The following is a 25899-nucleotide window of genomic DNA, read 5'->3' as shown; positions in this document are numbered from 1 at the left end:
CTCAGCTTCGCTGGATGCCCCAGAACAACGCAAGCCCGCCGACACGGCCCGTGAGGTTGGTGCGCAGCGCCGTGATGGACATGTAGGAGCCCACCGGGATGTAGGGCAGCTCATCCATCGCCACCGTCTGCATCTCACGCGCGAGGCGCTGCTCGGTGGCCAAGTCGGGCGCGTCGAACCAGGCGTCGCGCAGTTCTTCCAGGCGCGGGATGGTGGGCCAGCCGAACCAGGCGTTGGTGCCGTTGCCGCGCAGCGGGAAATGCGCCGCCGGATTGGCGAAGTCGAAGGAGGAGAAGGCGGTGAAGAGCATGCTCCAGCCGCCGCGATCCACCGGCTCGCGCGAGGTGCGGCGCTGCACGGTCGTGCCCCAGTCGGTCAGCAGGATGTCGGCATTGAATCCGAGGCGCCGGACGAGATCGGCGCCCACCTGCGTCATGGCGGAAGGCGCCAGGATGTCGGTAGGCCCGATCAGCCGCATGGGCTGGTTGGTGTAGCCCGCCTCACGCATCAGGGCGCGGGCGCGGTCCACGCTGCGCGGCCCGGTGAGCGGGCCGATCGCCGCGTCGTTGGCAAGCGGCGTGCCGGGCGTGAAGAAGCCCACGCCCGTTCGGTAGTCGGCCGTGTTGGTGCCGACCACGGCGCTCATGAAATCCGCCTGGTTGATGGCGGGCAGCAGGGCCTGGCGCAGGCGCTTGTTGTCGAAGGGCGGATGGAGGTGGTTGAAGCGCAGGATGCCCGTGAGCGGCAGCGGGTCGATCGCCTCCAGCTTCACGTTGCGGTTGCGGCGCAGCAGCATCTGGATTTCCGGCGGCGGCTGCTCGTACCAGTCGATCTCACCCGTTTGGAGTGCGGCGGCCGAGGTCGCGGCATCCACGATGATGTGCCACTCGACGCGGTCGAAATGCGCGACCTTGGGGCCGGCGGTCAGGCTCGGCGTGCCGGTCGAGACGGGGATGTAGTCCGGGTTGCGCGTGTAGACCACGCGGCTGCCCGAATTGTATTCATCCGCCTTGAAGCGGAAGGGGCCGCTGCCGATGGCCTCGCGCACCTGCTGGAACGGGTCGGTGCGAGCGAGCCGCTCTGGCATGATGAAGGCCGGACTGTTCGAGACCTGCGCGAGGGCCGCGAAGAGCAGCGGGAAAGGCTTCTTCAGGCGGAAGACCAGGCGCTTGTCATCCATCACCTCGACGGCGTCGGTGGCGGCGGCGAGCTGCTGGCCGAAGGGGTTGCGGCGCATCCAGCGCTGGATGCTGGGCACCACGTCCTGCGCGCGCACCGGCTCGCCATCATGGAATTTCAGCCCGTCACGCAGCGTGATGGTGACGCGCTTGCCGTCCTGGTCCACCACATGGCCGGCCGCCATCTGCGGCTGGGCGCGGAACTCCGCATCCATGCCGTAGAGGCTGTCATAGATCATGTGCCCGTGGTTGCGGGTGATGTTCGCCGTCGTCCAGATCGGATCGAGGCTGGTGAGGTTCGCCTGGGGCACGTGCTTCAGCACGCGGTTCTGCGTCGGCTGGGCGAGTGCGGGGCCCGCCAGTGCGGCGGCTCCGGCGGTTGCGATCAGGTCACGGCGCTTCATGGGCTTTTCCTTTGGACGTTCGTGGCGTGATGCTCGCGCCCGGCTGAAGCCAGGCTGAACGATCCCCCATCAGAACAACAGATCCGGCAGCCACGTGGCCAGCGCCGGGAACATGACAACGAGCAGGATGCCGATCACCTGCAGGATCACGAAGGGCGTGACCCCGCGATAGACATAGCGTGCGTTCACCTCGGGCGGGAGCACGCCTTGCAGGTAGAACAGGGTGGGGCCGAGCGGCGGCGTCAGGAAGCTGGTCTGCAGGTTCATCGCGATCAGCACGCCGAACCAGATCGGATCGATGCCCATCTGCAGCAGGACCGGCCCCACGATGGGCACGACGATGATGACGATCTCCACGAAATCCAACGGAAATCCGAGGATGAAGATCACCAGCATCACGGCGGCGAGCGCGCCATACTTGCCGCCCGGGATCATCTCCAGCACGGCGCGGATCATCTCGTCCCCGCCCAGCCCACGGAAGACCAGCGAGAAGAGTGTCGCGCCGATCAGCGTCGCGAAGATCATCGCGGTGACCGACATGGTGGCATGCGACACCTGCCCCAGCATGCCGCCTCGGAAGGCCCGGCGCAGCGAGACGATGATGCCATAGGCGAGGCCGACACCCAGGACCGCCGCCGTCCAGACCGCGATGCGGTCCACCAGCGGCGCCTCCTGCCGGCCGATGCGCAGGTCGAACATCACGCCGAGGCCCACCATGGCGACGGCGCAGATGGCGGCGAGGTAGATGGGCCAGGCGCTGTCCTCGCTGTTGCGCAGGCCGGCGAGCAGCGTCGCCCCCACGGCCCCCACGGCCGCCGCCTCGGTCGGTGTCGCGATGCCGCCCAGGATGGAGCCGAGCACCGCGATGATGAGCGCCACGGGTGGGATGAGCGCGCGCGCGATCTGCCCGCCGCTCACCGCGTCGCGCTCGGCCTGCGGGATGGCGGGGCCGACCTCCGGCTTCAGGTAGCAGAGCGTCACCTGATAGAGGATGTAGATGCCGGCCAGCATGAGTCCCGGGATCATCGAGCCCGCGAAGAGCTGGCCGACCGAGATGGTCTGGATCGAGAAGAGCCCCTGCGCGAGTTGCGCCTGCTGGTAGGCCGAAGCCAGAACCTCGCCCAGGATCACCATCACGGTCGAGGGCGGGATGATCTGGCCGAGCGTGCCGGCGGCGCAGATGCTGCCGCAGGAGAAGCCCGGCTCGTAGTTCCGCTTCATCATGGCCGGGAGCGCGATCAGGCCCATCGTCACGACCGTGGCGCCCACGATGCCGGTGGAGGCCGCCAGCAGCGCGCCGACAAGCGTCACCGAAATCGCCAAGCCACCGCGGACCGAGCCGAAGAGCCGCGCCATCGCCTCCAGCAATTCGGGCGCGATCTTCGACTTCTCGAGCATCATGCCCATGAAGACGAAGAGCGGGATGGCGATCAGCACCTCGCTCGTCATCGTGCCGAAGACGCGCTGCGCGAGTGCGCCCAGCAGGAAGGGATCGAAGGCGCCGAAGAGGATGCCAAGCCCTGCGAAGATGATGGCGCAGCCGGTCAGGATGAAGACGACGGGAATGCCGATCATGATGAGGGTGCAGAGGGCCACCATCATCATGACGTCCAGGATGGAACCGATCTCGGAGGGGCTCATCCTTCGCTCACCGCCTGGCGGTACGGGAACAGCTTGTCCGTCGCCCCGGTGATGACGCCGATGGCCCGGATCATGACCGAGAGGGATTGCAGCGCGAGCAGAGCGGCCATCACCAGGATCAGCGCCTTGAGGTAGGGGGTGAAGGGCAGCCCGCCCACGGCCATGGGCCCCTCGCCCATCATGAAGGAGCGCGAGACATAACCCCAGCTCGCCCAGACCAGCAGCCAGCAGAAGGGCAGCACCGTCACCAGCACGCCGATCAGGTCGGTCCAGGCTTTTCGTCGCTCGGACCATCCGCCGTAGAAAAAATCCACTCGGACATGGGCGTCCAGCATGTAGACATAGCCGATCGCCAGCATGAAGAGCGCGGCGTGGATATAGACCACGCTCTCCTGCATCATGATGAAGCTCGATCCGAAGGCGTAGCGGATCACCACCACCGTGAACTGGACCAGCACCAGCAGCACGGCCAGCCATTTCACGACGCCGCCAAGGACGCGGGCGGCCGCGTCTATGCCGTCCGCCAGCGCCAGCAGGGGGCGCATCAGCCCCAGCGGATCGGCAGCGCGCGCGAGTTGAAGTTCGCCCCGTAGCTCTGGTTCATGTAGCCCGCGCTGCGGTTGCGGAAGACCGCGTAGCTGTCGGCGATGCGCTTCACCAGCGGGTCCTGGTGGGCGCGGAACTCGGCCAGCATCTCGCCCGCGGTGTTGCCGAAGGCGATGAGCAGGTCACGCGGCGCCTCGCGCACCGTCACACCCTGGCGGGCCACGAGGTCGGCCAGGGCGATCGGGTGGCGGACGTCGTATTCCGTCGTCGTCTCCTCGTGCAGCGACATCGCCGCGATGCGGACGACGGTCTTGAGGTCATCCGGGAGCGCGTTCCAGCGCGCCATGTTGATGCCGATCTCCTCCGCCGAGGAGGGCTCCTGCACGCCCGGATAGTAGTAGTTCTTCGCCACCTGATGCAGGCCGAGCGGCGCATCGCTGAAGGGGCCGAGGAATTCGGCGGCATCAATCGTGCCGGACTGCAGCGCCGAGAAGATCTCGCCCGCCGGCAGGTTCACGACGGAGGCGCCCGCCCGGCGGAACATCTCGGCGCCGAGGCCCGTGGTGCGGAAGCGCAGGCCGCGGAAATCATCCACCGAGCGGATCTCGCGGCGGAACCAGCCGAGCCACTGCGGGCCGGAATTGCCCACGATGAAGGGCTTGATGCCGAAGCGGCCGTAAATCTCGTCATACATGGCCTGGCCGCCGCCATGCATCATCCAGCCCTGCTGCTCATAGGCGGTGAGGCCGAAGGGGAAGCTGCCGAAGAAGCCGATGCCGGGCGACTTGGAGACCCAGAAGGCGGGCACGCCATGGTAGAGATCGGCCGTGCCGGCGGCCACCGCGTCGAAGGCGCCCGGCGCCGGGACGACCTCTCCCGCCGAGAAGAGGCGCACGGTGAGGCGCCCGCCGGAGAGCGCGCCGATGCGGTCCGCGCAGCGCTGGGCGGCCACACCCGGGCCCGGCAGGTTGCGCGGCCAGATGGTGACCATGCGCCACTCGATCCGGCCCTGGCTGAGCGCGGGGGTCGAGAGGGCGGCGGTGCTGATCGCGGCAGCCCCGATGGCGGCGGTCTGGGCAAGGTTGCGACGCTTCATGGGGAGATCTCCAGCGGAAAGGGTCAGAAATTGTGACAGCAGAGACAGGTGCTTGCCAAGCCTCCCGGCGCCGCCGGGACCGTCACCAGCCCAGGATGGATGAATCGGCAGGCAATCGGCCCGCCGCCTGCCTCAGGCGCGCGCAACCACCGGGAAGTCGGGGCCGTCCAGCGGCGCGCCATCGGCCAGCGTCAGGTGGCGCATGGGCGGCGAGCCACGGCCCTTGCGGTCAATGAAGACGGCATCCTGCCCGACCCAGCGTGCCGAGAAGACACGGCGCCGATTCTGCCGGCTGGTATTGGCAGGCGCGCCGTGCACGGTGCGGAAGTTGAAGGCGACGGCATCCCCCGGCTCCATCGCCCAGCCGAGGATGCGGTAATCGGCGCGATGGGCGTCGATGTCCGGCATCTCGATGGCTGTGTCGCCCTCATAGAGGTCGGTCCCGTCGAAGCGCTTGGGCTTGTGGTTCACGCCCCAGAGATGCGAGCCGGCGACCGATTCCAGCGTCGTCTCGCGCCCCACGGGGTCGAGCGGGATCCAGAAGCTGACGCTCTGCTGGCCGCCCACGCAGTAATAGGGGCTGTCCTGGTGCCAGGGGGTGACGATGGAGGTCCCCGGCTCCTTCACCAGAACATGGTCGTGGAAGAAGCGCGCGATGGGCGAGGCCATGAGTTGCGCCGCGATGGCAGCCGCGGGGCTATCCAGGACGAAGGCGCGGAATTCGGGGATGCGCTGCCAGTTGCAGAGATCCTGGAAGAACTTGGCCGAGCCATCCTTGGGCATGTAGCTGCGCTCAAGCGGGCTGGGCGCCGCCATCAGCGCCTCGATGCCGTCGGAGAGGGGCTTCACCCAGTCGCGGAAGGCGCCGCGCAGAAGGATGACGCCGTCCTCGGCGTAGGATTGGATGTCGGCGTCGCTGATCTGCATGGCGGCGAGGCTATCAAGCGGCGCGCGGCCCCGGCAAGGGGCGCTGGGCCGCGCAGGAGCAGACCAGCGAGCCATCCGGCAGACGGTTCGCCATGGTGGGTTCGCCGCAATGCGGGCATTCGCGCAGGCCCTCCCGGCTCACTGCCGGGCACTCCGCTCGGGCAGCGGGCGCATGGCGCGGAGCTGCGCGGCGAGCGCCCCCTGCCCCGCATGCTCGGCCAGGAGCGCCGCTTCCTCGCGCGCGGCCTCGAAGCCCAGGCGGTAGCCCTCATAGGTGGCGCGGTCGAGGCTGCGGGCGATGGCCAGGGGAACGCCCTTCGGGATGCTTTCCATGCGGCTCATGTGCCGCCACGGCTTTCGCTTGCAAGGGCGCGCCCGGCGGTTTCTCCTGCGCCATAAAGACTTCGGGAGAGACGTTGATGCTGCGCCGCACCCTGCTGGCCCTGCCGCTGGCCACCCCCGCCCTCGCGCAATCGCTCGGCGATCGTCCGGTGCGGCTCATCGTGCCCTATTCGGCCGGGGGCGTCGCGGACACGGTGGCGCGCATCCTGCAGCAGCGCGTCGCCGAGAATCTGGGCCTGCCCTTCATCGTCGAGAATCGCACCGGCGCCTCGGGCGCCATCGGCGCCGGCTTCGTGGCCCAGGCACAGCCGGACGGGCACACGCTGCTGCTGGAGGGGGCGACCTCGATCACAGGCCCGCTCGCCAATCGCGGCCTGCCCTTCGACTATGCCGCCATGCCGCGCGTGGCGCAGGTGACGGCGGCCCCCTACGTGCTGGGCATCCGCGCGGGCTTCCCCGGCGAGGATCTGGCGGCCTTCCTGGCCGAGGCGCGACGCCGCCCGGGCGAGGTGACCTTCGGCACGCCGGGCATCGCGCATGTCGGCCACCTGATGGGGGAATTGCTCCAGTCCCTGGCCGATGTGCGGCTCGAGCACGTGCCCTTCCGCGGCGGCGCGGATGCGGCGCGGGAGGTTGCTGGCGGGCGCATCGACGCCTGCTTCATCAGCGAGAGCAGCTTCTCGCCCGTGTTGCGCGGCGAGCGCGGGCGCGTCATCGGCGTGACGGGCGCGGCACGCCGCCCCAACCTGCCCGGCGTGCCCGCGATCGGCGAGGTGGTCGCTGGCTACGACCTCACCACCTGGATGATGATCTTCTCGCCGCCGGGCACGCCCATGGCGCTGCGCCAGCGTCTCGCCCAGGCCTTCGCCGCCGCGCTCGCCGACGCGCAGATCCGCGAGCGGATCGAGGCGAGCGGCAATGACCCGGTGAGCGGCGGGCCGGAGGCCACCGAGGCGCTCTGGCAGGCCGAGCGCACCAAGCTGACCGCGCTGATGCGCCGCGCCGGATTGGTGCAGGGATAAGTGGCCGGGGGTGGCTTGTGGCGCGGCGCGGGTTTCGCTAGAGACTGCGCCCATCGGCGCGTTGGTCGGTACGCCTTCCCAGGCGGGCGCTTAGCTCAGCGGTAGAGCACTACCTTGACACGGTAGGGGTCACAGGTTCAATCCCTGTAGCGCCCACCATTCAAATCAAGCACTTAGCAGCAGTTCGTGAGCCGGGCGGAAAAGCCTAGGTAGCACATAGGTAGCGGCAGCGCCGGGCGGGCTGATTTTCGGGCTTGCCCCCTACCCCGTCGAGTGCGCCTCTCGCGGCGGCTTCTTCAGCACCACAAACCCACACCGTGCCAGGTGCTGCACCACCCCACGCGCCACCGCTGCCGGATCATCCCGTGTCCGCATGCCCAGCGGCTTGCCGACAAGGTTGAACGTTAGGGCGTAGGCGATCGTTTCGGCCAGATCAGCCGGATCGGCGGGAGTAAGGTCCGGCTCTTTCATGCTTGATCCCCACGGTTGTCTAGCACCGCGTCCACCGCCTCAGAGATCATCCGGGCCGGAAGCGCGGGGTGTAGCGCCCACGCAACCCGGCGGGCCTCCGCAGCCGCGTCCGCACGCCTTGCTAGGGCCAGCACCGCCGCCCGGTGCATGGCGTCGGCAGCCTGAGGGGTGAGCCATGGCGGGGTGCGATAGAGCGGCATGTCCGGAACGTAACAAGAACATCGTCCATAGGCAACGCTAACTGATCACCCAAAATTCCATCGCACGGCCTATTTCCAATCCGTATGCTCGGGAGCGTAGGCTTCCGGTGAAGCAGCCTGGAAACGCCCCATGAAGCCCATCATCGGCCTAGCCTTTATCGCCGCACTGGCCGCACCCGGCATCTCCGCTGCCCAGAACTCCATCATTGCGACCACCAACTTCAATGGTTGGCAGATCAGTTCCTTCCGGTCGCCCAGCACGGGGCAGTTCACCCATTGCGCTGCCAGTGCCAATTATCGCTCGGGCATCACCCTGCTTTTTTCGATCAACAGCAGAACCCAATGGAACATTGGCTTTGTCCACAGAGATTGGACCTTGAGCCAGGGAAAAGATATTCCCCTTCAGTTCAACGTTGACAACGCTCCGCCGCGTCCCGGTGTTGCGACCGCGATCAACACCACCCACGCCGTCATGGGCCTGCCGGGTGACAGCCAACTGTTCCAGCAAATGCGCTCTGGCCAGATGCTATTCGTTACTGCGGCGGGTCAGAATTTCCAGTTTCGTTTAACGGGAACCTCGGTGGTTCTTCAGACCTTGCTGCGCTGCGCTAACAGCAATGGGACGGATGTTGCCACGCAGACCCAAACCGCCGCCCCTGCCCCGCCACCAACTCCACAGCAGCGCGAAGCACCACCGCCGCGCCCGCCATCCGGCCCAACTGCGGAGCAGCGCCTAGAGGCAACCCAATTCGCCGCGAATTTGCTGGCCGAAGACGATATGCGCCGCTTCCGCTTGCTCACATCCAGCGAATTGCGGGCGTCGAGCCTCTCTGATTTCTTTAAGGCGAGTGACGTTGTCTGGCAGGGCGACGGCGTGACCGGCTCCATTCGCATCCTCAGCGGCCATACCCGCAGCCTCGACGCCATCGCGGCCGAAATCATCGGCGCAGATGCCCGCGACTGCCGTGGCGAGTTCATCACCGGCCGCACCGCCGATGCAGACCTGCCCGATATCCGCCGCGTTCAGACTTTCTGCTCCAATGCGGGCGGGCGTCAGGCGGTGGTCGCCTACCTATTCCTTCCGATGCCAGGGGGCGTCATCTACCAGATTTCAACGATGGGGCGTCCCGACCGCCAAGCCGCCAGCACTGAGGACCAGCGCGTCAGAGACGCCGTGCGGTCGGTTGTGCTGCGCGACACAGGGAGCGGAACGCCTAGGCAAGGTTCGGGACCGGCAACCATGACGCCCGCAGTCGAGGGTCCGGCGCGGCGCCTCTAGCGGCGCCACGCTGATGCGGCAGCGTCATCACGCAGTCGTGTTCAGCACCACCCGCCTCCAGATGACGGCGGTTTCTTCCATGACCGGACGCCCCAGCCGCGCCGGCTCTGCATGCTAGATAGGCTGGCTAGAAGCCCTCGCGCGCGCGCACACATGCGCGCGAGATTTTCAGCGTGTGCTTCACCGCTCGGCGCATGGGCGGTGTCTCCATATGCGGATCTTCCGCATAAGCTCGGCATCGCCCCACACCGCTTGCGCTGCCAGGTCCGCGATCCGGTCCTTCAGGTCGTCATCCGCGATGATGGCGAAGTCGCCGCCGTCATTTTTCGGCGGCCACACCTCCCAACGGTCCCGGCGCAATTCGACGTAGCCGAACGTCACCGGCACCCCGTCCAAGGCGATTTCCACCAGCGCGGCGGGCGTGCGGCGGGAGGCTTCCAGAAGGCGCACGCCCAGCACGTCCAGCACCGGGCCAGGTGGTGCAGCTCGACGGCGCCGGGTCATGCGGCGGCCTCGGGCTTGGGACGCTTGCCCACCGGCTTGCGCTTCCCGGGGTGTGGTCCTGTCAGATGGGCGAAGGCGATAGGATCGGCGCGGATGGCCTCGGCCGCCGCACGCTGCATCTGCGCCAGCATTTCAGGCGAGGTGCGGATGGCGGGGCCACCGTCCAGCCCGGTCGGCAGGCGCATGATGTGGCCGCTATTCAGAAGGTTTTGACAGGCGACCGTCACCGCCCAATGCGGCCCCATGGCGAGGTCCACAAAGACAATCGGATTTCGCCGGAAGCCCGGCGGGATGCGGACATTGGCGCCGCGCACGACGAAGGCGGCAGGGGTGTTTTCAGCTTCGCTCATTGGGATTTCCCTTCACACGAGGCGCCGGGGATCGGTCGCCCAAACACAACACCCAGGCGGGGGGATGCCCTCTCTCAAGAGAGGCATTCCCCCCCGTAGGGGGAGAGGTCGGAAACGTGGGAACGCCTAGAGTTCTGTGGGTTTCAGCGTTCCCGGGAACGAGAAGGGCGGGAACGAAGATTTCGGGCGTTTTTTCGCGGTTTTCTGCCGCTTTCCTCGTTCCCGGGAATGAACGGGAACGGCTCATTCCCGCTCGTTCCCGGATTTCGCGGGAATGATCCCCGCCGCTCCGACGCCTCCATGGGCGCGGTATTGGGCGAGGGCCTCGGCGCGTGAGCCTGCGTCGGTGACGATGGGCGGCCCCTTCGCATAAGGGCCTTCCGGCACGTCGAGAAAATCAGGCGCCCGACTGCCCGGCCCCCTGCACTTCACCAAGCGCCCTTGCTCCACGGACTGATTGCCCAAGAGTTCCAGCTTCGCGCGCGGCAGACTGGCCAGCGGCTCAGGCAGATCAGCGCGGCCCTCGAAAAGCCCCGCCGCCCCGGTCAGCTTGAACGGCATCCCGGCTGCCGCGCATTCACCGCACGCGGTGACCAGCGCATCAAGCAAAGCCGCGTCCGGTGCTGGCGGTGCGAGGCGTTGCGTCTCATCAAGCAGACGCCCGCTATCGCGGCAGCGCAGAAAGAAGCGGTCCCGGTAGGTGGGCGCCCCGGCGTGGTTCGCCTTCACAAGCTGACCAATCACGATCCGCTCGGCCTCGATGTGCTGCCGCTTGAATTGTCCGATGGCGCTTTTGTCGTGGTTCGGATCAGGGCGCCTCAGGCTGTAGGCGAAGCGGCTATTCGCCACCCATGCGCCGCTACCGCGCATGCTGGTCCCGCCCGCGCCCTTTGCCACATGGCCCAAAAGCAGGATGGTGGCGCCGTGAGCGCTGGCCTTCTCGCGCAATAGGCGCATGAGGCGTTGGACAAACTTGGCGTCGTTTTCGTCGCCCTCCAGAAAGTCGCCCGCCGGGTCCAGGATCAGCAGCCGCACCGGAAACCCGCTGCCGCGCGAGATGTTCGTCAGCAGCGCATCAAGCCCTGTCTCGGCAAAGCTGGTCAGCACCGCCACACGCTCGCGGCTGGTCGTCACTAGCGCGGGTTCAAAGCCCGGCAGATCAAGCGCCGGGATGACGAAGCAGGGAACGCCGTCCCGCGTGCGGTGTGGATCAAGCGCGTTGGCGCGGCGGTGCAATTCGGCCTTGTCGTCTTCCAACGTGATGAAGACGGAGGCGCCCGCCGCCTCTTGTGACACCGTTCCCCCCAGCGGCCCCGGCAGCCGCCCTGCCAGGCCACAGCCGCGCGTGGCACGGGCGGTCAGAAGGGCGAGGTCCAGCGCCACCATGGACTTGCCCAAGCCGCCCTCGCCAAACAGCAGCCCCACCGTTCCCAGCGGCATCAGAGGTTCAAGCAGGAACCGGCGCGGCGGCGGCTCGCCCTCGGTCAGACAATCCAGCCGGAACCGCATCACGTCGCCCAGGTCGGGCGTCTCGGCGGCGGGCCTTACCTCTGGCGAGTAGGACCGCGTGACGCATCGGGCGATGTGGCGGAGGCGCAAATCTGCATTCGGCCACTCATCCCCGTTCGCCTTGCCGTGGGCGAAGGCTGCCAGGATCAAACCCGCCTCGATTTCGGAGAAGCCCGCCGCCTTCAGCATCGCGGCGAGACTGAAATCCGCGCCGCTCCGGCTATCGTCGTGCCCGGCCTCGGTCAGATCATCCACCATCCCCGCCCAACGGTCGCCCAGGCGCTCCCGCGCCGTGAGGGCGCGTTCAAGCCGTTGCGCCAGATCAGGCGGCAAATCCTCTTGCCGCTTGATCCTCGCCGCCCCGGCCTTCCTGAGGGCGTCCAGAACGCTACCTGACGCCTCCGCGCTGCGTTCTGGCGTGGCAGGATCGGCGGCGGCCTTGCCGCCCTTCCTGACGTGCCCTGAGGCTTCCACACGCTGCGCCCAGGCGGGCAACCGCGCCTCGATTTCCGCCGCCGTGTAGAAATGCGTGGCGGTGTGGATCAGGCGGGCGCGTGTGACAGGGCGGCCCTTCTTCACCTTGGCGCCCGTGGGGAAATTGATCGTCCCCGGCAGCCGCAAGAGGCGGTCAATATTCGCGGTGCCCTTGGCGCCCGTGGCGGCTTCGATGGCCTGGGATTGTCGCTCGGCTTCGGCGTAGTCATCCACGCCAGAGAGTGCCCGGCGCTCCGCCACCCACAGGGCTTGAATGCCGTTGCCGCTATCAATCAGGACGGAGGGCGGAAACACCGCATCCGCCTTCAGATGCTCGGCCAGGTCAGAGAGGCGGCGCCGCTCATCAGCCAGCGGAAACTGATCGTCCAGCGGATCAATGTCTGCATGGCGACACAGGGCCGCCGCCATGCTCGCCTTGTCGGGCTTCTTGGTGCAGCCCGGCGCGGTTTCGTTGGGCGTGAAATAGACGTTCTTCGCCGCCTGTTGCTGGCGTTGAACCCACGCGGTCATCGTGTCCAAATCGCTCGGCCCGAACGTCTGCGTCTCGGTGTCGTTTCTGTGAGAGATCGCCGTCAAAGTCAGGTGTGGCGCGTTCGCCGCATCCATCCAGAAGCGGGCGAAACGCTCGCACTCTGCCAGGTCATTGAGGGGGCTTTCTGCGTTCAAGCCGCACCCCCATCCACTCGCGGCGCGGCGAGGCTGGCGAAGCTGACCAGCGCCGTCAGCACCGGGCGCCGTGCGGGTCCGGTCGCCACGGCCACCACAGGGCCGCCAGAGGGCGTGTGAAGCCCTTCCAGCAACACGAGGCGCGGCGCATCGCCCAACGGCACCAGCGGGCTTCCTGCGGGCTTCTTGGGGCTATTCTTGCGGCGGCTCATTGCATCACCCCGCCCGGCTGAGAGATTGCCGGATGGGTGGCCAGGATGGCGGCCTTCAGGCGTTCCCGCGTGCTGCGGTCGGTCGCAAGCAGCAGATGGCAACCACCCGCCGCGAAGACTTCGCCTACGGCATCCACCGTGGCGCGGATCACCTCGGGCGTTATCTCGCCATCATGGAAGCTGACGCCCAGCACAGGCGGCATCGGCTCGCCCGGCTGCATGCGGCGCGGCGCAACGATGGAACGGAACGGAGCGCGGGCCACCAGGGCGCGCACGTCTTGGTATGGAACCAACTTCTCAGACATTCCCCAAAACCTCCTTGGGAAATGCACGGCGCTGGAAATTGGCGGATGCTCAGGCTATATTCGCGGCGTCCAAGTCGTCCGCGTATTGCAGTTCAGCCCCGCACCGCCTCCAGGTCGTGCGGGGTTTACTATTTCTGGCGGATGACGGTGGCGCTGCCCGGCGGCTTGGGGCCGCCGAGCTTGGGGGCGAAGGGCGCGGCCATCAGGCGGCCACCCGCTGCGCGTCAGCCTCGGAAGTGCTGCACCGCGTGGCGCTGGTAAACTTGCGCGCCCAGGCCAGCGCATCGCCCCAGCGATACAGGGCGCGCGCTGCGAAAATGGCGTAGGGCGGGCCACCGCCGCGTGTGGCCTTGGTTGCCAGCGTGCGGGGCGAGATGGGATACCCGGCCGCCGTCAGGGCCTCGGCTACCCTCTCGCGCGTCAGAAGCGCGTCGTCGGTATTCGGAACCATTGGTAAGCCTCCAACACAAACGCGGAAAGTCGCGCCCGTGTCGAAGCAAACATAAAGCACTGAATATCAACAACAATTCGGCCAATCCTGCTGCCAAGGATCGGCCCCGGCTAAACCTCCCCGGTGGGTTCGGCCGCATGCTTGCGGCTGAGAACAGTCTCCAAGCCGGAAGGCGCGGTAACGTGTCGCGAAGCCCTCCCTTTCCGGATAAATCGATCAAAAGCGCGGTCATCGGTGAAGCCGTATTCAGCCATCACCTGTAGCTTTGCCTCGGCTCGCTTTAAGCGTGGGGGCGCTCCTGATTTGTTTGGCGTCCCCCCTGCCCATCTGCCCGACAACATGTCCCACAACTCGTCTGCGGCTTTCGCGCGCTTGATGGTGTCAAACTCGCTGAAAGCACTCCAGCCAGCTTCCCGCGTGAACCCCATAACCATCGGGATCAGGCTTGCCCTTTGACTAGGCTCAAGCTTCCGCACACGGAACCATTTGTTTAGAGCGGCGCGACCCTTGCCATTGTTGATCCAATCAGCCTGAACATCACGCATGTCCCGCCCCTCGGCCAAATGCATGATCTGTCGCGCCATCGTTGCAAGCACATCCTGCGCCCATTCGGGCAACGGCGGTCGCGGAACCGGCATCTTGAGCATGTCCGCAGTCTGGATGTCAGCAGACGTCTCGCGCATCCGGCGCACATGGCCTTCGTCGTCCCAACCTTGCAAAAGCTGCCAGAAGAAAACGGGATTGCCGGTAGCCTCCAATTCGGCGCGGGCAAACGCGCATCTCGCTGCCCAGTCGGCTGCGTAAACCTCTTCCCATTCCTCTGCGGAAAGGTCTTCAAACTCTGGCGTCGGTTCCATCGGTTCCACGTCGCGCCTCTACCTCGCGCCTCTGCGATGAAGCGGCGGGGCTGCGCGGGCAGAGGTTCCGCGCGGATCGGCCAATCCTGCCCCGCCGAGACGATCCTACAGGATCACTCAGGCGGTTGCCGCGTGAAGCTGCACAACCTCCGCGCCGTTCTGCTTCTCAGGCTGCATGCGCCGCGCGATCTCGGCCGCCACCTTGTCAGCAGCCGCCAGCAGCACCGCATCCGCCGAATGGACGTAACGACTGGTCACGCTGCGCCCGCGATGCCCGATCAGCGCGGCAATCGTGATTTCCGTCATGTCGAGATCAGCCGCCACACTGGCGAAGCTGTGACGCAGCACATGCGCCGTCACGTCAGGCGGCAACCCGCCCAGCTTCACGATGCGCGCCATGAATTTCTTGAAGCCGGTCATGGTGGTTTCACCGCGCGACGGCGGAAACACCAGGGCCTCGGCCTCGCCGCCCGTGGCGGCCTTCTGCGCCGTCAGCACGTCGCATGCCTCGCGCGACAATGGGCGAATGCTGGCGCCCGTCTTGGTGTCACCCAGGCGGGCGGTGCGGCGGGCCAGATCAACCTCTTTCCAGCGCAGCCCGATGGCCTCGCCGCTGCGCCATCCGGTGAGGGCCAGGAAGCGGGCGGCGGCCACGGCGTGGGGCCAGATGGCGGCCTTGTCGGGGCCGCCGTCCTTCTTTGCCGGGATCAGGCGGGCGCCCTTCTCAAGCCCAGCGTGGAACAGCGCATACTCATCATCAGACAGGCGCCGCTCGCGCTTCCCGTCAGCAGGACGCAGCACGCCACGGGCGGGGTTTTCGGTGCAGATGCCAACTTTGACGCCATAGGCGAAGATGGCACCCAGCATGCCGATGGTTCTAGACGCTGCCCCCATGCTGCCGCGCACATTCCGGAAAGCCCGCTTCTTTTCCAGCTTCTCGCGGCGGTGCGTCTTCCCGTCCGCAACATCGTGCATGAAGGCTTCCAGATCGGCCGTGGTGATGCTGCGGGCCTTCCGGTTGCCGAGTAGCGGCAGGACGTGGGCATCAATGCGGCTCTTATCCGCCGCAAGCGTGCTGGCCTTCTTCGCCCCGCCGCGCCGCGTCGGAAGGCGCCCAGCCGCAGCAGCCGTCAGATACCGTTCGCACAGTTCCTTGACGGTCGGGGCCTCGCGCGCCTCACGCTTGGCGGCGGCAGGGTCAGCCCCCCCGGCGGCCTCGGCCAAGATGGTCTTGGCCTTCGCCCGCGCCGTTTCAGGCGTCCATGGCGCACCATGGCGCCCGATGGTCAGGCGGCGGTTACGCCCCTCGGCGTTCCGAAACAGGACGATGTAGGAGACGCCCTCGCCGCGCTGGCGGCGGATGCCAAAGCCCGCCACCGCGCCCTTGCCGCCGTCGAACAGTTCAGAATTGGGCGGGAGGCTCCGCACCTCTGCCAGCCCGATCTTGTTCGCCGCCGTCGCCATCCACCTGCTCCAACCCGCCACCTAGGACCGTCTAGGTAGCGGCTAGGTAGCAGGATGGCGCATGAGGTAGCAACTTCATTCAAACGGCCACAATGGAAATGTGAGTTAAAAGGCTGGCTTGATGTGGCCAAACAAACCAGATCAGAGGGCGAAAACACCTAAGACTTGCCTTGACACGGTAGGGGTCACAGGTTCAATCCCTGTAGCGCCCACCATTCCAATCAAGCACTTGCAGCGCGATCTTCCACTGCCGAACGACCCTGTCGTGGGGCGGCTTTCGCCTGCTCAGTCGCCGGTCAGGCCCAGTTCCCGCATCCGCTTCCACAAGGTGGTCCGTGAAATGCCCAGGAAGCGCGCCGCCTCCGCGCGGTTGCCCCCTGCCCTGGCCAGCGCCTCCGTGACCGCCATGCGCGTGGCACCCTGAATCGCCGCGCCTAGAAGCGGGGCGCCCGGCGCCGCGTCCCGCTCCAGCGCGTGCTCGGGGAAGAGGTCATGCGGCTCCAGCACCTCCCCTTCGGCGAGGGCCACCGCGCGCTCGATGCGGTTGCGGAGCTCCCGGACATTGCCGGGCCAATCGTGGTCGGCCAGGGCCGCCGCAGCGGCCGGCGAGAGGTTCCGGGGCCCAAGGCCGAAGCGGGCGACGACCTCGACCAGCAGGCGCCCCGCCAGCCAGGGCACATCCTCCACCCGGCGCCGCAAGGGCGGGATCTCCACGGCGATGACATTCAGGCGGTAATAGAGATCTTCGCGGAAGCCGCCGGTCCGCACGCGCGCGGCGAGGTCGGCATGGGTGGCGCAGACCAGCCGCGCGGCGAAGCGACGCTCGGCGGCGGCGCCGAGAGGCAGGAAGGCGCGCTCCTGAACCAGCCGCAGCAGCTTGGCCTGCAGCTCCGGCGCCAGTTCCGCGATCTCGTCCAGCAGGAGCGTGCCCGATCCGGCGCGCTCGGCCAGCCCTGGGTGGCGCGCCGCGGCCCCGGTGAAGGCCCCGCGTTCATGGCCGAACAGCGTGCTCTCGGCGAGGTCGCGCGGGACGGCGGCGCAGTTCAGCGCCACGAAGGGCTGCTTCGCGCGGCTGGACGCGGCGTGGAGGAAGCGCGCTGCCACCTCCTTGCCGACACCCGTCTCCCCCGTCAGCACCACCGGCACATCCACGCGCGCCGCCTTGCGCAACATCGCCTCCACCCCGCGCATCGCGGCCGAGACACCAAGTGCGGCGGGCCCGCCCCCCTCCTCCGCGCGGTCCCGCGGGGGGATCAGCGCGGCGCCCAGCGCCTCCAGCAGCCGGTCCACATCCACCGGCTTGGTCAGGTAGTCGCGGGCGCCGGCGCGAACGAGGCGCACCGCCTGCGCCACGTCGCCGAAGGCCGTCATGAAGAAGGCGGGCAGCGCGCCATGTTCGGCCAGCAGGCGCAGATACACCTCCTCGCCTGACATGTCGGGCAGGCGGATGTCGCTCAGCACCGCATCGGGGCGGAGCGCGCGGGCCTCGCGCAGCGCCGCCGCGCCGGTCTCCGCGAGCCGGGGCCGATAGCCTTCCAGGCGCAGCCGGTGCACCAGGGCGGGACCGATGATCGGATCGTCCTCGACGACCAGGACGACCTTGGGTGTCGTCATGCGGGATTGCTCCGGTTGAGGGGAATGGCCAGCCGGATCGCCGTTCCACCGCCGGGCCGCGCCGCGACCGAGGCGCGCGCGTCCAGGTCCCCGAGAAGCCCGACCACGACGCCGAGGCCCAGGCGGCGCGAGGATGCCTCCGGCGCCGGGCCGCCCCCGGCCAGGCGCTCCGCCGCGGCGCGGTCGAGCCCGGGGCCCTGGTCGGTGATCTCGCAGAACAGCTCGCCGCCCTCGATCCAGGCCGCCAGTCCGACCACGCCACCGCGCGGAGTGGCCGCGCAGGCATTGAGGAGGAGGTTCAAGAGGACCTGTCGCACCCCCCCGGCGCCCGTCCCGAGCTGGCCCTCCGGAAGATCGAGCCCGAAGCTGAGCGCGACTCCCTGCCGCTCCGCCGCCGGGCGCGCGAGGAGGCGCAGATCCTCGAGATCCGTCCGCGTCAGCGGGTGGTCCTGCTCCGGCCGGTAGAGGCTCAGCGTGCGGCTGACGATGCGTTCCAGCGCGTTGATCCCGCGCTCCAGGAAGGCCAGCGCTTCCTCCCGTTCGGCGGGGCGATCGCCGAAGCGGCGCATGGTGGAGACGGCGGTGGCCAGCCCGGCGAGCGGGTTGCGCACCTCATGGGCGACGCTCGCGGCCAGTTGCCCGAGGGCCGCGGCCTGCTCCCGGTCCGCGAGTTCCGACGCCAGGCGCTCGCGCTCGCGCACGCCGTCGGCCATCCGGTTATAGGCTTGCAGGACCTGCGCCATCCGCGGATCGGCCTTGGCGAGCACATCCTCGGGCAGGCGCGGCGGCGGGCGGCTCGCGCCCTCGGACAGCGCCCGGACGAGCAGGCGCAGCGGCCGGCCGAGCCGGTGCAGGACGAACCAGGCGAGCAGGGCGAAGAGCCCCGCCAGCAGCAGGTCCATCCCGATGATCGCCCAGGAGAGGCGCTCGCGCGCGGCCAGCATCGGCGCGATGTCGAGCGCCGCGACGATGCGCCCGGCCGGGCCCGCTTCGCCCTCGACGCTGCGCGCCGTCCAGGCGAGGCGGCGGTCCGGCTCGATGCGCCAGCCCTGCCCGGTCATGAGCGCGTGGTCGGGCTCCGACACTGCCGGGTCCCCGTGCCGCGCCAGCAGGCGGCCATCGGGCCCATAGGCGAAGAGCGCGCGTTCCGCGACGCCGTGCTGCTCCTCGAAGGCGCGGCGGAACCGCAGCGCGATGTAATCCGGATCCCGCGCCTCAAGCCCCACCCGGACACTTGCCGCGAGGCCGTCCAGATAGACACGGCCAAGCTGCTGGAACTGCCGGTCCGCCTCCCTGTTCGTGGCCAGCAGCGCGACATGGGTCGTCCCCACCGCGACCGCGAAGACCAGCAGCCCCGCCGCCGCGGGCAGCCGCAGGCCGAGCGGCAGCGGGGAGTGCGGGCGGCGGCCCTGCTGCTCCGGGCCCATCGCGGGCGTCATGCCGCGGGTGCCCCCGTCAGGCGCCGGTCCCGGACCGGCACCGCCCCCGCACGGTCAGGGCAGGAGGATGAGGGGAACAGTCTCCGCCGTCGTTTCAAAGGCACAGTTCCGGATACTGTCGAAGACGCCGCCGTAGCACGTGGACAGGCAGGGGACCACCGCGGCATCGAAGGCGGCCAGGCGCGCGCGGAGTTCCTGCGGCTCGCTGCCCTGCTCCAGGGGAGCGAGGACGGCGACACGCCTGCCGTGGTCGCGCAGCAGTTGGGCCTGCGCCTCCACCATCTCGTGCACGCCCAGGCGCGCATCGGCGAGCGGCAGGATCGCGACGGCCGCCGTGGGCCAGAGCCCCGAGCGCAGCAGGCCGGCGGCGAGAGCGGCGGAGCGCGACGAGGATCCGACGACCAGCACCACGCTCTGCACGCGGTCCGGATACCGGCGCACCCGCAGCACCGGGGCGACCCGCGCCTCGGCCAGGGCGGCCGCGATCTCGTGCGCCGGCTCGCTCTCCGGGCCATGCGGGCCGATGCCGGCCGGCACGACAACGAGGTCCTGCCCGGCCAGCAGCGTCGCGACCTCACGGGCGGAGCTTTCCTCGTGCCGCGCGACGGCCCGCAGCCCCTGGTGCCCGGCCGCGATCGCCTCGAACTCCCCGAGGGCGGCCGCCGCCTGCTCACGCATGCGCGCCCGGCTGCGGGAGGCCAGCCAATCCGCCCAATAGGCGCCGCCCACCGGCAGCGCGCCGCGCCAGATCCTCGGCTCCAGCCCCGCGCCGGAGAGGCCGGTGACCGCGGCATCGGCGGTGCCCGCGAGGCGCATGGCCGCGACCGTGGCGGCACTCTGCGCCGGCCCGCCGACCAGGCAGACCAGCAGGCGGCGCAGGACCACCGGCTCGGTTGCGGGCTGGTCCTGCTGGACCGGAACTGCCGGCCGCTTGAACTCCGGAATGGCGCTCATCGGGGTTTCCTCGGGGGATGGGGCGCGCATCGGCCTGGTCCGCAGGGTGCGCGCCGGGTCGATGTCGAAGACCTTGCGGTGCAGGACGCCCGAAAGGGCGTCGGCCATGGAGGCGGCGCCGAGCGGCGCCCCGGCGACATAGGCGGCGCGGCCCAGGGCATGGGAGGCGATCGGCGCCGTCAGCAGCAGGAAGATGACGGCGGCCAGCGCGGTCAGCAGCGCGCCCGGCGTACCGAGGGCAAGCCCGGCGCCGAGCAGCAGCAGCCCCGCGCCGGCGGCGCCCGCCTTGGCCGCGGCATGCATGCGCATGAAGGGATCCGTCAGGCGCGCGACGCCGAGTGCGGCCAGCGCCACGATGCCGGCGCCGCCGACGAGCAGGAGCGCGGCCAGGACCTCGATCACGGCGCTCATTCCGCCGGCTCCGGCGCGGGGGGCACGCTGGCGCGCTCCATCAGCCGCGCGAAGGCGACGGCACCGAGGAAGCCCACGAGCGCGATGCCGAAGGCGATGTCCAGGAAGGCCGCATGCCCGGCGATGACGGCGACTAGGGCCGCGAAGCAGACGCCCAGCAGGCCCAGCATATCGGTCGCGATCACGCGGTCGGCCGAGGAGGGCCCGGCGACCAGCCGCACCGCGACCGGGATGCAGCCGAGTGCGACGAGCAGCGCGGCGAGGCCCGCCGCCCAGGGGATCAGGCCGGTGGTCATGGCAGCACCTCCCGCACGCGGGCCTCCAGGGTGGATTTCATGCCCGCGACCGCCGCCACCCGGTCCGGCGCATCGAGGACGTGCACGTAGAGCGTCCGCCCATCGGCCGAGACCTCGAGGCTCGTGGTGCCGGGCGTCAGCGTCACCATGTCGGCGAAGAGCACCGTCCCGCCCGGCGAGCGGATGTCGAGCGGCACGGCGAGGATGGCCGGGCGCAGGCGCTCGGGCGGGCCGAGCACGGCGCGCATGGTGCCGAGGGTGGACTTGGCCAGCTCCGCCACGAAGGTGGCGCCGACGCCGAGCCAGGCGAGGACGATCCTCATCGTGCGGCCTCCGCGAGTTGCAGGGGGTTGGGGCCAAGCACGGCCGCGATATAGGCGTCGCGGTCCAGCAGGCTCTCGGCCGCCGCCAGGGAGAAGGCGGCGAAGGGCTCGGTCCAGAGGCCGATGGTCAGCGTGACGCCGCAGAGCAGCAGGATGGGCGCGAAGGTCGCCAGGCGCTGGCCGGGCGTCCATTCCGGCGCGGCCACCGCCTCCGGCGCCGCCTTCCAGAAGGCCTCGTTCCAGATCTTGATCATCGAGTAGAGCGTCAGCAGGCCGACCGCGAGAGCGACGCCCGCCAGCAGCCAGGCCTCCGCCTCCAGCCCCGCGCGGATGACGACGAGCTTGCCCCAGAAACCCGAGAGCGGCGGAATGCCGGCCAGGGACAGCGCGGGGATCAGGAACATCAGCCCGAGCAGCGGCGCCGCGATCCAGAGCCCGCCGAGGCGCGCGAGCGCGAAGGAGCCGCCCACCTGCCGCATCGCGCCCGCGACGAGGAAGAGGTTCGCCTTCACCACGATGTGGTGGATGACGTAGAGCACGCTGCCGGCGATGGCGAGCGGCGTCATCAGGGCCACGCCCACCAGCATGTAGCCGATCTGGCTGATGATGTGGAACGACAGGATGCGCCGCACATCGTAATGCGCGGCCGCACCCAGCACGCCCACCACCATCGTCGCGATCGCGATGCCGGCCAGGATCGGCCCGAACAGCGCATGGTCATGCGCGAAGACCAGGGTGAAGACGCGGATGATGGCGTAGACGCCGACCTTGGTCAGCAGCGCGGCGAAGATGGCGGCGACCGGCATGGAGGCCGTGTGATAGGAGGCGGGCAGCCAGTTGAAGAGCGGAAACACCGCCGCCTTGGCGCCGAAGGAGACCAGCAGCAGCACCGCCGCCGCCGCCAGCGCGCCCTGGTTCTCCACGGCGGGAGTGACGCGCGCCATGTCCGCCAGGTTCAGCGTGCCCGTCAGGCCGTAGAGCAGGCCGACCGCCAAGAGGAAGAAGGTGGTGCCGACCAGGTTCAGCATGACGTAGCGGATGCCGCCATCCAGCTGCTCGCGCGTGCGGTCCAGCACGAGCAGCCCGAAGGAGGCGATCAGCATCACCTCGAACCAGACATAGAGGTTGAACAGGTCCCCCGTGGAGAAGGCCCCGGCGACGCCCATCAGCAGCGCGTGAAACAGCGGCTGGAAGCCCGCGCGGTCCCGCTCCTCGGCGCCGGGGCCCATGGCATAGACGGCGACGGCGACCCCCATGAGGCCGGTGATGACGAGCATCGCCGCCGAGAGATGGTCCACCACCAGGCTGATGCCGAAGGGCGCGGGCCAGTTGCCCATCTGCCCCACCACCATGCCGCCCGACATCACCTCGCCCAGCAGGCCGAGCGTCGCGGCCAGCATCAGGATGGCGGCGGCGAGGCCCGTCCATCGCTGCGCCGTGGGGCGGGACCACAGCAGGGCCGTGATCGCGGCGGCGAGCAGCGGGATCAGCATGGGCGCGACGAGCAGGAACTGGCGCATCACGCCGCCTCCTGCCGGGCGGCGGGCCGGCGCGTGGCCGCGCTTTCCGGCACGGCGGGGTGCTGCGCGAAGTCCGGGCGCTCGGCCTCCTCCATCTCCTCGGCGGCGACGGTGCCGAAGGCGACATGGGCGCGCATCACCAGCACCAGCGCGAAGGCGGCCAGCCCGAAGCCGATGACGATGGCGGTCAGGACCAGCGCCTGGGGGAGCGGGTTCGCGGCGCCCGCGACGAGCGCGGCGGCGCCCGGCTCGACCAGGGGCGGCGTCATGCCGCCGATCCGCCCGGACGCGAAGATGGCAAGGTTCGCGCTGGTGCCGAGGAGCACGAAGCCCAGCAGCGCACGCGGCAGGTCCCGCGCCAGCAGCAGGTAGGCGGCCGCGGCGACCAGCAGGCCGATGGTCAGGGCAAGGGCGGCTTCCATTGCGTTCACTCCTCCGCCACGAGGGCGAAGACCATCGCCGTCACGGTGCCGACCACCACGAGATAGACGCCCACATCGAAGACGAAGGCCGTGTTCAGCGGCAGCGTCAGCGGGATGTCCGGGAACCACCAGCGATGCGTGAGGTAGCCGGCCGCGGGATCAAGCCAGGCCAGCAGCCCGCTGCCGGCGGCCAGCAGCAGTCCGGCGCCGCACCAGGCGGCGGGCGGCGCGCGCATCACCGCGAGCGCCGCCGCCTGCCCGCGCGAGATGGCGAAGAAGACGAGCCCGGCCGCGGCGACCAGCCCGCCCACGAAGCCGCCACCCGGCGCATTGTGGCCGCGCACTAGGAGGTAGAGCGAGACGAGCATCGGCACCCAGAGCAGCAGCGGCGCCGAGACGCGGAGGATGAGAGAGGCCTGCATCGTTTCAGCTCCCGGGCCGGAGAGAGCGCCCCGCGCCGCGCAGCAGCGCGAGGACGGCGAAGGCGGCGACGGCGAGCACCGCGATCTCGCCCAGCGTGTCGAGGGCACGGAAATCCACGAGGATGACGTTCACGACGTTGCGGCCATGCCCAGCCGGAACGCTGTTCTCGCCGAACCAGGCGCCGAGGCGCGGATCGAAGGGCGCGGCCAGCACCGCCAGCAGCAGCGCCGCGACCGAACCGCCCAGCGCCAGCGCCACCGCGGCATCGCCCGCGCGCTGGCCGCGCGTCCGCGCATCCCGCGCCAGGAGCGGCAGGCGGACCAGCACGGCGGCCAGGATCACCACCAGCAGCACCTCGACCGTGAATTGCGTCAGCGCCACGTCGGGCGCCCCGAACATCAGGAAGACCAGCGCCGTGCCGAAGCCGACCAGGCCGGTCGCGAGCACGGCGGCCAGGGTGCTGCGGGCCATCGCCGTGGCCAGCGCGCCGGCGACGATGAGGAGGAAGGCTAAGGCGCGCGGGTCGAGCGTGCCGCCCGAAGGCCGGTCGAAGCCGCCGCGCAGCGCGAGCACCGCGAGGGGCGCGAGGGCGGTGACCAGCAGCAGCGTGCGCATGTAGCCGCGCAGGCTGCCATGCTGCACGGCGCGCGTCGTGGCCTCGGCCCAGGCGATCACACCCGCCAGCGCCCTGTCATAGCCGCGCGAGGGGGCGAGGCGATCCAGCGCGGTGGCCCCGCGCAGGCGTGGCATCAGCCGCTCCCACCCCAGCAGGATCAGCAGGCCGACGCCGATCGTGGCCGCGCTGAGGGCGAGCACGGGGGTGAAACCGTGCCAGAGCTTGAGCGGCACCTCGGCCGGGCGGCCCAGTATGGCGGTGGCCGCGCCGTCCATCAGCCAGGCGCCGGGCAGCGAGGGCGCGACGCCGGCCAGGAGCCCAAGGCCCGCCAGCAGGATGGGGCCGGCCAGCATGGCGAGGGGCGGATCATGCGGCTCTCGCGGTGTGGGCCGGGCTGCACCGAAGAAGATCCGCCAGGACAGCAGCCCGGCCACCGCCACCATGGCGGCGTTCACGGCAAAGCCGATGCCGGCCACGAGGGGCGCCGTGCCGCCGGCGGCGAGCTTCGCCTCGTAGACGATCTCCTTGGCCACGAAGCCGACAAAGGGCGGCAGCCCGGCCATGGACAGCGCCGCCAGCACCGCCGCGGCCGCCGTCCAGGGCATGGCGTGGCGCAGCCCGCCCAGCGCGGAGGCGTCCCGGCTGCCCGTCTCGTGATCCAGCACGCCCGCGATCAGGAACAGCGCCGCCTTGTAGAGCGCATGGACGAGCAGGAAGGTCACCGCCGCCGTGGCCGAGAGGTCCGGCGCGATGCCGATGAGCATGACGAGCGTGCCGAGCGCGGTGACCGTCGTGTAGGCCAGCACCCGCTTCAGGTCCGTCTCGCGCAGCGCCAGCAGGGAGCCGGTCGCCGCCGTCAGCAAGCCAGCCCAGGTCAGCAGGTCCTGCCAGAGGGCCTCGGCCCCGTAGAGCGGGTTCAGCCGGGCCAGCAGGTACACGCCAAGCTTCACCATCGTCGCGGAGTGCAGGTAGGCGCTGACGGGGGTGGGCGCCGCCATGGCGTTGGGCAGCCAGAAATGGAAGGGAAACTGCGCCGACTTGGTGAAACAGCCCAGCACGATGAGCAGCATGGCCGGCACGGCCGCCGGATGCGCCAGCACCGCCTCGCGCGCCGCGAGGATGCCGGTGAGGCTGGTGGTGCCCGCGGCGATCGCCACCAGGACCAGGCCGGCCAGCAGGGCGAGGCCGCCGCCGCCCGTCACCAGCAGCGCCTGCAGCGCGGCCTTCCGCGCGCCGGGCTTCTCATGGTCATGCCCGACCAGGAAGAAGGAGGCGAGGCTCGTCAGCTCCCAGAAGATGAAGAGCGTGACGACGTCATCCGCCGTCACCGCGCCCAGCATCGCCACCATGAACAGCAGCAGGAGGACGATGAGCCGCCGCAGCCGCGGATCGCCCTCCAGGTAGCGCCCGGCATAGAGCAGCACGAGCCCGCCGATGCCGGTGATCAGCAGGGCGAAGAGCAGCGAGAGCCCGTCGAGCCGCAGCCCGCCCACGATGCCGAGCGACGGGACGGCCCAGAAGGCGGCCGAGACCGGCACCGCCGCCCCGAGCACGAGGTAGCCCAGAAAGGCGCAGGTGGCGGCGGCCGAGGCGACCGGCGCGACCCGGGCGACGGGCAGCATGGCCGCGAGGGCTGCGACCGCGAGGCCCGCGAGCAGGAGAAGCGACAGGGCGGGATCCGGTGCGGTCAACATCGCGCCCGGTTTTGCAACGCGTGTGCCAGCGGCATTCTTCAATGTGGCCAATGCCTTGCGGCGGCTGCGGTGGCTTGAGGGTCACACGCCGCGAACGCCGCTGAACATCAACGTTCAGTTTTGTTGACGTTCGGGTGTTGTGCCTCGCGGTCCCGTCATGCCGGGGCCGGGGTGCTCCATGGGAGCCCTGGACCTGGCCTGGGTGGCCATGCCGCGCTACCGCCGCACGGGCACGGCGGCTGGCCACGCGGCGCCCGTGACACGCGCG

27 protein-coding genes and 1 tRNA gene are annotated in these 25899 nt (G+C 69.5%); 3 read left to right on the top strand and 25 right to left on the bottom strand.

Going from position 1 to position 25899, the window contains the following annotated elements; genetic code table 11:
- Position 1: 1 nt before the first annotated feature.
- The 7 genes from ACQ860_RS01755 to ACQ860_RS01725 all read right to left on the bottom strand — a co-directional run bounded on the left by ACQ860_RS01755 (position 2) and on the right by ACQ860_RS01725 (position 6134).
- A complete protein-coding gene (locus tag ACQ860_RS01755) occupies positions 2 to 1582 on the bottom strand; it encodes an ABC transporter substrate-binding protein (protein WP_431301690.1) in 1581 nt (526 codons plus the stop codon).
- A gap of 69 nt (positions 1583 to 1651) precedes the next feature.
- Positions 1652 to 3223 carry a TRAP transporter large permease gene (locus ACQ860_RS01750; RefSeq protein ID WP_431301689.1) on the bottom strand — a complete coding sequence of 524 codons (1572 nt, stop codon included), beginning with the start codon at positions 3221 to 3223 and terminating at the stop codon, positions 1652 to 1654.
- Positions 3220 to 3768 (bottom strand): TRAP transporter small permease subunit, encoded by a 549-nt coding sequence (locus ACQ860_RS01745; RefSeq protein ID WP_431301688.1) that lies wholly within the window; start codon positions 3766 to 3768, stop codon positions 3220 to 3222. Before ACQ860_RS01745 ends, ACQ860_RS01750 begins: the two co-directional genes overlap by 4 nt.
- Complete coding sequence (locus tag ACQ860_RS01740) at positions 3768 to 4865, bottom strand: TRAP transporter substrate-binding protein (RefSeq protein WP_431301687.1); 1098 nt, start codon at positions 4863 to 4865, stop codon at positions 3768 to 3770. The genes ACQ860_RS01745 and ACQ860_RS01740 overlap by 1 nt, the downstream gene beginning before the upstream one ends.
- A 132-nt stretch (positions 4866 to 4997) precedes the next feature.
- Positions 4998 to 5792, bottom strand: coding sequence for a phytanoyl-CoA dioxygenase family protein (locus tag ACQ860_RS01735; protein ID WP_431301686.1), 795 nt, complete (start codon positions 5790 to 5792; stop codon positions 4998 to 5000).
- Positions 5793 to 5805: 13 nt separating this feature from the next.
- Positions 5806 to 5934 carry a hypothetical protein gene (locus tag ACQ860_RS01730; RefSeq protein WP_431301685.1) on the bottom strand — a complete coding sequence of 43 codons (129 nt, stop codon included), beginning with the start codon at positions 5932 to 5934 and terminating at the stop codon, positions 5806 to 5808.
- Complete coding sequence (locus tag ACQ860_RS01725) at positions 5931 to 6134, bottom strand: hypothetical protein (RefSeq protein WP_431301684.1); 204 nt, start codon at positions 6132 to 6134, stop codon at positions 5931 to 5933. The genes ACQ860_RS01730 and ACQ860_RS01725 overlap by 4 nt, the downstream gene beginning before the upstream one ends.
- Before the next feature lie 77 nt (positions 6135 to 6211).
- Here ACQ860_RS01725 and ACQ860_RS01720 point away from each other — a divergent pair, with 77 nt between their 5' ends.
- A complete protein-coding gene (locus ACQ860_RS01720) occupies positions 6212 to 7156 on the top strand; it encodes a Bug family tripartite tricarboxylate transporter substrate binding protein (protein ID WP_431301683.1) in 945 nt (314 codons plus the stop codon).
- A gap of 84 nt (positions 7157 to 7240) precedes the next feature.
- A tRNA-Val gene (locus ACQ860_RS01715) sits at positions 7241 to 7315 on the top strand.
- Between the two features lie 102 nt (positions 7316 to 7417).
- Here the strand turns inward: ACQ860_RS01715 and ACQ860_RS01710 are convergent.
- Complete coding sequence (locus ACQ860_RS01710) at positions 7418 to 7627, bottom strand: hypothetical protein (RefSeq protein ID WP_431301682.1); 210 nt, start codon at positions 7625 to 7627, stop codon at positions 7418 to 7420.
- A 330-nt stretch (positions 7628 to 7957) separates the two neighbouring features.
- Between ACQ860_RS01710 and ACQ860_RS01705 the strand changes: the two genes are divergently transcribed.
- On the top strand, positions 7958 to 9106 hold the full coding sequence (locus ACQ860_RS01705; protein WP_431301681.1) for a hypothetical protein: 1149 nt from the start codon (positions 7958 to 7960) through the stop codon (positions 9104 to 9106).
- Positions 9107 to 9286: 180 nt separating this feature from the next.
- Here ACQ860_RS01705 and ACQ860_RS01700 read toward each other — a convergent pair whose 3' ends face one another.
- From ACQ860_RS01700 to mbhE, 17 genes are all read right to left on the bottom strand, one after another.
- On the bottom strand, positions 9287 to 9574 hold the full coding sequence (locus ACQ860_RS01700) for a hypothetical protein (protein WP_431301680.1): 288 nt from the start codon (positions 9572 to 9574) through the stop codon (positions 9287 to 9289).
- Between the two features lie 32 nt (positions 9575 to 9606).
- The gene (locus tag ACQ860_RS01695; protein WP_431301679.1) at positions 9607 to 9960 is read right to left on the bottom strand and encodes a hypothetical protein; all 354 of its coding nucleotides are present in this window, start codon (positions 9958 to 9960) and stop codon (positions 9607 to 9609) included.
- A gap of 243 nt (positions 9961 to 10203) precedes the next feature.
- The gene (locus tag ACQ860_RS01690) at positions 10204 to 12630 is read right to left on the bottom strand and encodes an AAA family ATPase (protein WP_431301678.1); all 2427 of its coding nucleotides are present in this window, start codon (positions 12628 to 12630) and stop codon (positions 10204 to 10206) included.
- Positions 12627 to 12842, bottom strand: a complete 216-nt coding sequence (locus ACQ860_RS01685) for a hypothetical protein (protein WP_431301677.1) — start codon at positions 12840 to 12842, stop codon at positions 12627 to 12629. Before ACQ860_RS01685 ends, ACQ860_RS01690 begins: the two co-directional genes overlap by 4 nt.
- Positions 12839 to 13147: a hypothetical protein gene (locus ACQ860_RS01680; protein WP_431301676.1), complete on the bottom strand. Its 309-nt coding sequence runs from the start codon at positions 13145 to 13147 to the stop codon at positions 12839 to 12841. Before ACQ860_RS01680 ends, ACQ860_RS01685 begins: the two co-directional genes overlap by 4 nt.
- A gap of 202 nt (positions 13148 to 13349) precedes the next feature.
- Complete coding sequence (locus ACQ860_RS01675) at positions 13350 to 13598, bottom strand: hypothetical protein (RefSeq protein WP_431301675.1); 249 nt, start codon at positions 13596 to 13598, stop codon at positions 13350 to 13352.
- Between the two features lie 110 nt (positions 13599 to 13708).
- Entirely contained in the window at positions 13709 to 14464 is a 756-nt protein-coding gene (locus ACQ860_RS01670) for a hypothetical protein (protein ID WP_431301674.1), read from the bottom strand.
- A 108-nt stretch (positions 14465 to 14572) separates the two neighbouring features.
- Positions 14573 to 15919 (bottom strand): tyrosine-type recombinase/integrase, encoded by a 1347-nt coding sequence (locus ACQ860_RS01665; protein ID WP_431301673.1) that lies wholly within the window; start codon positions 15917 to 15919, stop codon positions 14573 to 14575.
- Positions 15920 to 16204: 285 nt separating this feature from the next.
- On the bottom strand, positions 16205 to 17533 hold the full coding sequence (locus ACQ860_RS01660) for a sigma-54-dependent transcriptional regulator (RefSeq protein WP_431301672.1): 1329 nt from the start codon (positions 17531 to 17533) through the stop codon (positions 16205 to 16207).
- Positions 17530 to 18972: a sensor histidine kinase gene (locus ACQ860_RS01655; protein ID WP_431301671.1), complete on the bottom strand. Its 1443-nt coding sequence runs from the start codon at positions 18970 to 18972 to the stop codon at positions 17530 to 17532. Before ACQ860_RS01655 ends, ACQ860_RS01660 begins: the two co-directional genes overlap by 4 nt.
- Before the next feature lie 54 nt (positions 18973 to 19026).
- Complete coding sequence (locus tag ACQ860_RS01650; protein ID WP_431301670.1) at positions 19027 to 20337, bottom strand: cation:proton antiporter; 1311 nt, start codon at positions 20335 to 20337, stop codon at positions 19027 to 19029.
- Positions 20334 to 20633 carry a monovalent cation/H+ antiporter complex subunit F gene (locus ACQ860_RS01645; protein ID WP_431301669.1) on the bottom strand — a complete coding sequence of 100 codons (300 nt, stop codon included), beginning with the start codon at positions 20631 to 20633 and terminating at the stop codon, positions 20334 to 20336. The genes ACQ860_RS01650 and ACQ860_RS01645 overlap by 4 nt, the downstream gene beginning before the upstream one ends.
- The gene (locus ACQ860_RS01640) at positions 20630 to 20956 is read right to left on the bottom strand and encodes a Na+/H+ antiporter subunit E (RefSeq protein WP_431301668.1); all 327 of its coding nucleotides are present in this window, start codon (positions 20954 to 20956) and stop codon (positions 20630 to 20632) included. The genes ACQ860_RS01645 and ACQ860_RS01640 overlap by 4 nt, the downstream gene beginning before the upstream one ends.
- Entirely contained in the window at positions 20953 to 22476 is a 1524-nt protein-coding gene (locus ACQ860_RS01635) for a proton-conducting transporter membrane subunit (protein WP_431301667.1), read from the bottom strand. The genes ACQ860_RS01640 and ACQ860_RS01635 overlap by 4 nt, the downstream gene beginning before the upstream one ends.
- The gene (locus ACQ860_RS01630; RefSeq protein ID WP_431301666.1) at positions 22476 to 22898 is read right to left on the bottom strand and encodes a sodium:proton antiporter; all 423 of its coding nucleotides are present in this window, start codon (positions 22896 to 22898) and stop codon (positions 22476 to 22478) included. The genes ACQ860_RS01635 and ACQ860_RS01630 overlap by 1 nt, the downstream gene beginning before the upstream one ends.
- Positions 22899 to 22903: 5 nt before the next feature.
- On the bottom strand, positions 22904 to 23320 hold the full coding sequence (locus tag ACQ860_RS01625; protein WP_431301665.1) for an MnhB domain-containing protein: 417 nt from the start codon (positions 23318 to 23320) through the stop codon (positions 22904 to 22906).
- Positions 23321 to 23324: 4 nt separating this feature from the next.
- Positions 23325 to 25631 (bottom strand): hydrogen gas-evolving membrane-bound hydrogenase subunit E, encoded by a 2307-nt coding sequence (gene mbhE / locus ACQ860_RS01620; RefSeq protein ID WP_431301664.1) that lies wholly within the window; start codon positions 25629 to 25631, stop codon positions 23325 to 23327.
- Positions 25632 to 25899: the final 268 nt, after the last annotated feature.

The sequence above is a fragment of the Sediminicoccus sp. BL-A-41-H5 genome (assembly GCF_050632405.1).
GTDB lineage: Bacteria > Pseudomonadota > Alphaproteobacteria > Acetobacterales > Acetobacteraceae > Roseococcus.
Note: the sequence above shows the minus strand (reverse complement) of the source record. Positions and strands in the feature narration are given on the sequence as shown.